Below are 7,379 nucleotides of genomic sequence, written 5' to 3' on the forward strand. Positions count from 1 at the left end.
TGGTCGGGGGACGCTGGGTTCGCGATCAAAAAGCCGATATCGTCAAGCTGACTGAAGGCGTCTATAAAGTATCATGGACAGAACCGACAGGGACTGACGTTTCCTTGAATTTCATGCCCAATGAAAAGCGGATGCACGGCATCATCTTCTTCCCTAAATGGGTTCATGAACGCCCTGATATCACAGTCTGCTATCAAAATGACCACATCGACTTAATGGAAGAATCGCGCGAAAAATATGAGACGTATCCAAAATATGTCGTACCGGAATTCGCCGATATCACATTCATTGAAAATGCCGGAATCGATAATGAAGATCTGATTTCAAAAGCCCCTTATCCCGGAATGACGGATGACATCAGAGCCGGAAAACGAGTATAAATGGGAAAAGGGCTTTTCATTAATGATATAATGACTGGACTTTTGTTAAGTCATGCAGCAAGGCTTTAATATCATCTTGCGATAAAGGGACAAGCATTTGATCGTAGAGGGTGATGATCTGTCCTCCCTCGTCATGCTCATGCTGCCTTAAATACTGCTGCAAAGCCCTGAGCTGGTTTTCTTTCAAGCTGGTCTGCGTTTGAAACTGCTTGATTTTCTTTAACGAAAAAACATTCATTTCGTCATCAAAATCGCCTGACATGATTTGACCTTCAATGCTGGACATGCTGGCTATCCCTCCTTATTGACGATTCGGCTGGTAGTTAGTCTGTCCGCTTTAAGAAAAGTACAATCATAAAAAATAAAACAGCAAGGGACATATCTGTCCCTTGCTGTTTATCATGCAGGCTTATAACCTTGCTTTTCCATTTCTTTATACACGTCTTTCAGCTTCGGATTTCCTTCGCCGACCACTTGATCACCGACCATGACGAGCGGATAAAAATATTCGTCGTTCAGGATTTTTTCGGAGATTTCCTGTTTTTCAGGATCGTTTTCCGGCGGCTGATGGATATCAATGTACGTGATCGAGAAAGGCTGATCGGGATATTTTCTTTTCAGGGCGGCTTCGAGCCACTCATACGTTTCTTTTGATGACGGAAGGTTGACACAGCTTGGACAAAGAACGTCGGCACCGTAAACAAAAAGCTCGGCTTGTTTTTTCATCAGCGGCAGCTCCTTTCTCTTTGTCTTTTATTTTATTCTATTTTGTCCTTTCGCTCCATATTGAAATGAAAATCGCTTTTTGTCTTTGCCGGCAAATATGATATAATATGTGGGAAAACGATTGAAACCAAACAATAGCTTTTTATTGTTCGACTGAATATAATGGTTGTATGATTTGAAAGGAGCGATACGAATGACGACAGAGGTCGAAATGAAAGAACAAGTACAGGAAGTGCTGGACAAACTTCGTCCATTTCTACTCCGCGACGGCGGTGACTGTGAACTCGTCGATGTTGAAGACGGCATCGTCAAGCTTCGCCTGCTCGGCGCATGCGGAAGCTGCCCAAGTTCCACGATCACCCTTAAAGCTGGAATTGAGCGCGCCCTTTTAGAAGAAGTTCCGGGCGTCATTGAAGTTGAACAAGTATTTTAATTTGAGGCGGCTGCCGTTCATTACGGTCAGCCGCCGATTGTTGACAAAATCCCAAAACGACTTTTAGTTTTGGGATTTTGTCATCCTTTCAGCGTGATTGAAAACCCTTGCAGTCTAGGAAGGCCGAGCATCGGAGCAGACTTTCACAGGAGGTGATGACGGCGGCGTTCAGGCAGGACGCCTGGGCGGTTAGCCGCCGATCCTTCCTCTATTCGTGAGCACCGACGCGCAGGCCTGACAACGAATGCGAGGGTTTGTCGACACGCTGAGGCTGCCGTTCATTACGGCAGCCTTTTCTTTTTTTATAGATAATCTTCAAACCAGCCGGCAATATACTCAAGCCGTCTGATCCGCTGCTTCGGATGCCCGCTTCTTGATAAATCGTGCGACGCATTCGGGAATCTGACGAATTTCACTTCTTTCCCCATTTTTTTCAATGCCGTAAACAGCTGCTCCGCCTGTTCAATCGGGCACCTGTCGTCCCGTTCGCCATGGAGGATGAGAAGAGGAGTCTCCACCTTGTCCGCATATTTGAGCGGCGAATGCTCCCACAGTTTGCCGGGATTTTCAAAAAGGTCCGCTCCGATCTGCCAGTCTGTGAAAAAATAGCCGATGTCGCTTACCCCGTAAAAACTGATCCAATTGGAAATGGACCTCTGCGTCACCGCGGCCTTAAAGCGATTCGTGCGGCCGACAGCCCAGTTTGTCATAAAGCCGCCGTAGCTTCCTCCTGTGATTCCGAGCCTTTCTTGATCGATGAAATCATATTGTCCCAGCGCGTGGTCAACAGCTGCCATTACATCTTTAAAATCTCCCCCGCCGTAGTCGCCTCTCACCCGGTTGACAAAATCCTGTCCGTAGCCGTGGCTTCCCCGCGGATTGACATATACAACGGCGCTTCCCTTTGCGGCCAGCACTTGAAATTCGTGAAAATAAGCATTCGCATACATGGCGTGAGGACCGCCGTGCACTTCCAGAATGAGCGGATACGTGTTTCCTTTTTCATATTGAGCAGGCTTTATCAGCCAACCGTGAATTGTCAAACCGTCCGCTGTCTGAAATTGAAGCTCCTCCGGTTCCGATATGATATGCTCTTCCGTAAACGCTTGGTTGGCATCTGTTAATCGCTCCGCTGTTTCTTCACCCAATGGGAGATGGTAAAGTTCGCTCGGCCGGACAGGCAGGGCTATCGATGCCGCAAAACTTTTTTCATCCGGATGCAGGCTGAATCCGTTCAGATGCTCTTTTTCCAACCGGACCGGATAAGCAAGACCTTCGATTGATATGTAGTAAATGCCTGTCGAACCTTGGTCAGATCCAATGACATAAAAGCCGTTTCCGTCTTTGGTCCAGGCCGGTTTCGGAAGAACGCCTCCGACAAGGCTGTCCCCTGCTACTGCATCGCTGAGATGGACATCAAGCATTTCCGTCAGACACGTTAGTTTTCCTGTTTCGATATTATACAGCCATGCTTTATCAAGCGTGGCGTTTTGAAATTCCTTTTCGTTTCCGATGAATGCAAGGTGTTTGCCGTCAGGAGAAAACGATAGTGAAGAAAAAACGCCGTTTTGACCTGTCAGGCGCTTCAAATCACCTGTCGAAAGGTTCATCAAATAGACATCGTTCACACGCATATCCGTCTGATTGGCACAAAATGCAATCCTGCCTCCGCACGGTGAAAATGCGTAGCTGAAATGGTCGCGTTCTAGATCGGTCAGCTGTTTTATCTCCCCGGTTTCCACTTGAACGAGGACAAGCTGCGTATACTTTCCCCTTTTAAACCCTTGGCCGTCTAATTTATACGACAAAGAATCGACTTCCAGCGGTTCGTGATCTTCAATCTCCGTTTTTTTCTCATCGTCGACGCTTTCCTCTTTCGTCAGCCTCACTGAACAAAGCAATGACTTGCCGTCAGGCGACCATTCAGGCTGTGATACATCATAAGGAATATCGGTCACTTTTCTCGCTTCTCCTCCGGCGGCGCTTATCACGTAAAGTTGTGTGGTTTCCTCGCGATTAGACGTAAATGCAAGGGATTTGCCGTCGGGCGACCAGCGCGGATGCTGGTTTCTTCCTTTTCCAAACGTCCATTGTACTGACGCTTGTTGTTTGCGGTCGTAGACCATGATATGCGAATCATAAGAGTCCTGTTTTTCGTTTACTTTTGTTTGTACGTAGGCGATTTTTGCACCGTCAGGCGAGTACTGCGGGTCGGTAATGGATACAAGCTTGATGAGGTCTTTTTCGGTTATCAGCTGCTTCATGTTCGTTTCTCCTCCTCTATATGTTTGTCATACTATTTCGACTTTCTAAATAAAAATCCTTGTTTTGAAGGCAAACAAAAAAAGAGCCGAAAAAGCTCTTTTTTCGTTAAACACTGTTTACTGATTTTCTTTCAACGATAATGCCTGTATCCGGGACATGAAGGCAGTCCACTTCACAATGCGGAAACTTAGAAGCAAGCTGATCTCTCAGCGCGTCTCCCTTTCCTTTTTCAATAAAGGAAAGGATCGTCGGTCCTGCTCCGCTTAAAGCGGTCCCAAACGCGCCGTTTTTGCCTGCTTCATGCTCCACTTTAGAAAGCTCAGGGACGAGCGCCCTTCGGTAAGGCTGATGAAAGAGGTCTTTTTGCATCATGCGGCCGACAAGCTTCCAATCTTTCGCCATCAGTCCGGCGACGAGCATATTGCTGACCGCGCTTGCTTCCACCGCTTTCGGATAAGAGAGGCTTTCGGGAAGAACATCCCGCGCATCTTTTGTCAGCACTTCATAAAAAGGAATGACGACAACGACATCCAAATCGATGTCTTTCATCGAAACCATCTCTGTTTCATCTTCTTCATGAAGTCCGATGACAAGCCCGCCGAAAAGCGATGCTCCGGCATTGTCAGGATGGCCTTCTTCAAGGCTTGCAAAATGGAGTTTCTCGCGGTCAGAGAGCTTTAAATCGGCAAGTTCGTTCGCCAGCTCAATCGCAGCGGCAATTGCGGCTGCGCTGCTGCCGAGACCGCGCGCCAGCGGAATATCGCTCCACACTTTGACGAGGCTTGGCGGAATGTCTTTTCCGAAGTGAGCGGCGGTCCGTTTGGCCACCTGGTAAATTAAATTATCCGTCCCTTCAGGAATTCCCGCTACGACTTCTGTTTCAGCCTCAAAACGCCACTCATCATGAGGAAAAACAGACAGTCTCAAATAACGGGACAGCGCCATGCCGACTGAATCAAAGCCCGGGCCCAGATTGGCCGTGCTTCCGGGAACCGTAACGGAAAACAGCATGTCAGCCTCAGTCATACACGAGCGGCTCCTTTTAAGTGTTCGAGAATGGCTTCTTCATCTGTCGGCAGTGTGACAGGTTTGATCTGCGACACATCAACGGCTGTGTTCGGATCTTTCAAGCCGTTTCCGGTTAAGACAGCGACAACTTTCGCCCCCGGCTGAATCTCTTTCGTTTCCAGCTGTTTCAGTACGCCGGCAATAGATGCGCACGATCCCGGTTCTGCAAATACGCCTTCTTCTCTTGCCAGGAGCTGATAAGCGTGCAGGATCTCTTCGTCTGACACTTCATCGATTTTTCCGTTCGATTCTTTTGCAGCATTGACCGCTTTGTCCCAGCTTGCCGGATTTCCGATTCTGATCGCTGTCGCAATGGTTTCCGGCTTTTCAATTACTCTGTTTTTGACAATCGGGGCCGCGCCTTCCGCCTGAAAACCCCTCATGACCGGCAGGCCTGTGCCGTTTTTCTCATGATATTCTTTAAAGCCTTTCCAGTAAGCCGTAATATTTCCGGCATTCCCGACAGGAATTGCAAGGATGTCAGGCGCTTCGCCCAGCTGTTCACAGATTTCAAAGGAAGCTGTTTTCTGTACTTCAATCCGGTAAGGATTCACAGAGTTGACGAGTGCAATCGGCTCTTTCTCGCAAATGCTGCGCACCATTTTCAGGGCATCGTCGAAGTTTCCGTCGATCGCAATGATTTTAGCGCCGTACATGACGGCTTGGGCCAACTTTCCGAAGGCGATTTTGCCGTCTGGAATAATGACGATGCACTTCATGTTGGCGCGAGCCGCATAAGCCGCAGCAGCAGCTGACGTATTGCCGGTCGAAGCGCACATGATCGTGTCATTGCCTTCTTCTTTCGCCTTGGCGACCGCCATGACCATCCCGCGGTCTTTAAAGGAGCCTGTAGGATTGACACCCTCTGTTTTGACATAAAGCTCGATTCCGAGCTTTTTCGAAAGATTTTGCAGATAAATGAGTGGGGTATTTCCTTCGTTCAGCGTCAATTCCGGTGTTTTGTCCGTTACTGGCAAATATTCTTTATATTGATGGATGAGTCCTTTCCACATTAGCTCCAACCGTTCCCTTCTACTCGATAAGTGCTTTTCACCTGATCAACAACCTCAAGATCATTCAGCTTTTGCAAGATATCCGTAAAATCCTCTTCTGACGTATGATGTGTCACAATGACAATCTCAGCCAGGTCATCATGGCCTTTAATCGGAAGCTGCAGAATTTTTTCAAAACTGACGCCTCTTTCCGAAAAAATCGATGTGATTTTTGAAAACGAACCGACCTGATCTTTAACATGAATTCTTAAAAACTGCTGGGCGAAGATTTCAGAAGGTGCCTTGATCTTCTTTTCAAATTGCGGATCGACAAAGCTGCTGCCGTTCACGCCGAGACGCATGTTTTTCATGACGGAAACCAAATCTGATACGACGGCGGTCGCAGTCGGCATGCTTCCTGCGCCAGGCCCGTAAAACATCGTTTCCCCGACGGCCTCGCCATACACGTAAACCGCATTGAATTCATTATGGACGGAAGACAGCGGATGATGCTCCGGCAACAATGTCGGCTGGACGCTCACTTCGACTTTTTGTCCGTCGCGCTGGGCGATGCCGATCAGCTTCATCGTATAGCCGAGCCGTTTGCTGAAATTGATGTCTTCATCAGACACTTGGGAAATGCCCTTCACTTTGACATCGTCAAGATCGACATTCATTGAGAAACCGAGCCTGGCCAAAATCGCCATCTTTCTCGCCGCATCAAGACCTTCAACATCAGCTGTCGGGTCCGCTTCGGCGAAGCCGAGCTCCTGCGCTTCTTTCAGCACATCAGCATAAGGCGCGTTTTCTTTATTCATCTTCGTTAAAATGAAGTTGGTCGTTCCATTGACGATTCCCATCATTTTCGTAATCCGGTCTGAAGCCAGCCCGTCTTCCAGGCTTCGCAAAATCGGAATTCCGCCGGCGACGCTCGCTTCAAAATAAAGGTCGCAGCCGTTTTCTTTCGCGGCAGCCGTCAGTTCCGATCCATAGAGGGCGATCAAATCTTTATTCGCTGTCACGACATGTTTTTTCGCCTGAAGCGCGTCAAGCAAATAGCGTCTTGTCTCCTCGATTCCCCCGATGACCTCAATGATGACATCCACTTCCGGATCTTGAATGACATCATAAGCTTCCGTCGTCAGAACATCTTTGGAAAGGTCGACATCCCTCTTCTTATCTTTATCTTTTACAAGAACTTTTTGAATCGTAACAGGGCATCCGACTTGGTGTGTCAGCTTATCCTGGTGATCCTGAATAATCTTCACCACACCGCTCCCGACTGTTCCTAATCCTAGCAGCCCCACTCGTATCGCCTTCAATGAAATTCCACCTTTCTCTCTCTTATCGTCCTCTCTCTAAGGACATTTGTAAACACAACGCAGACATTTAAGTTACAAACATTATAATGGGGGATTCTTTTTTTGACAAGATGACATTTGCTGAAAAACAAATCATGAAAACGCTTTATACATTGATATAATAAGATTCTATATATTCAGAAATATTTTTGTG

General features: G+C 47.6%; 7 protein-coding genes and 1 pseudogene. 2 read left to right on the top strand and 6 right to left on the bottom strand.

Annotated features, from left to right (window positions below):
- Nucleotides 1-380, top strand: a 380-nt coding sequence (locus tag C1T29_RS18630) for a phenolic acid decarboxylase (RefSeq protein ID WP_208945531.1), incomplete at its 5' end; no start/stop codon positions are given.
- A 19-nt stretch (nucleotides 381-399) separates the two neighbouring features.
- Here C1T29_RS18630 and C1T29_RS18635 read toward each other — a convergent pair.
- On the bottom strand, nucleotides 400-666 hold the full coding sequence (locus tag C1T29_RS18635) for a hypothetical protein (protein WP_023856183.1): 267 nt from the start codon (nucleotides 664-666) through the stop codon (nucleotides 400-402).
- 113 nt (nucleotides 667-779) lie between these two features.
- The gene (locus C1T29_RS18640) at nucleotides 780-1,106 is read right to left on the bottom strand and encodes a YuzD family protein (protein ID WP_003184955.1); all 327 of its coding nucleotides are present in this window, start codon (nucleotides 1,104-1,106) and stop codon (nucleotides 780-782) included.
- 134 nt (nucleotides 1,107-1,240) lie between these two features.
- Between C1T29_RS18640 and C1T29_RS18645 the strand changes: the two are divergent.
- A pseudogene (locus C1T29_RS18645) lies at nucleotides 1,241-1,539 on the top strand (NifU family protein).
- A gap of 302 nt (nucleotides 1,540-1,841) precedes the next feature.
- On the opposite strand, the gene C1T29_RS18650 reads toward C1T29_RS18645, so the two are convergent.
- The 4 genes from C1T29_RS18650 to C1T29_RS18665 all read right to left on the bottom strand — a co-directional run bounded on the left by C1T29_RS18650 (nucleotide 1,842) and on the right by C1T29_RS18665 (nucleotide 7,186).
- Nucleotides 1,842-3,803, bottom strand: a complete 1,962-nt coding sequence (locus tag C1T29_RS18650; RefSeq protein ID WP_208945532.1) for a S9 family peptidase — start codon at nucleotides 3,801-3,803, stop codon at nucleotides 1,842-1,844.
- 106 nt (nucleotides 3,804-3,909) lie between these two features.
- Entirely contained in the window at nucleotides 3,910-4,830 is a 921-nt protein-coding gene (gene thrB / locus C1T29_RS18655; protein WP_023856185.1) for a homoserine kinase, read from the bottom strand.
- Nucleotides 4,827-5,885 carry a threonine synthase gene (thrC, locus tag C1T29_RS18660; protein WP_208945736.1) on the bottom strand — a complete coding sequence of 353 codons (1,059 nt, stop codon included), beginning with the start codon at nucleotides 5,883-5,885 and terminating at the stop codon, nucleotides 4,827-4,829. Before thrC ends, thrB begins: the two co-directional genes overlap by 4 nt.
- A complete protein-coding gene (locus C1T29_RS18665) occupies nucleotides 5,885-7,186 on the bottom strand; it encodes a homoserine dehydrogenase (protein ID WP_020452839.1) in 1,302 nt (433 codons plus the stop codon). Before C1T29_RS18665 ends, thrC begins: the two co-directional genes overlap by 1 nt.
- Between the last annotated feature and the right edge of the window lie 193 nt (nucleotides 7,187-7,379).

Source organism: Bacillus sp. MBGLi79 (assembly GCF_002953915.1).

Excerpts from the sequence above, each read along its gene's own strand:
- C1T29_RS18635 (WP_023856183.1), bottom strand. The coding sequence starts at position 666 with ATGTCCAGCATTGAAGGTCAAATCATGTCAGGCGATTTTGATGACGAA.
- C1T29_RS18640 (WP_003184955.1), bottom strand. The coding sequence starts at position 1,106 with ATGAAAAAACAAGCCGAGCTTTTTGTTTACGGTGCCGACGTTCTTTGT.
- C1T29_RS18650 (WP_208945532.1), bottom strand. The coding sequence starts at position 3,803 with ATGAAGCAGCTGATAACCGAAAAAGACCTCATCAAGCTTGTATCCATT.
- thrB (WP_023856185.1), bottom strand. The coding sequence starts at position 4,830 with ATGACTGAGGCTGACATGCTGTTTTCCGTTACGGTTCCCGGAAGCACG.
- thrC (WP_208945736.1), bottom strand. The coding sequence starts at position 5,885 with ATGTGGAAAGGACTCATCCATCAATATAAAGAATATTTGCCAGTAACG.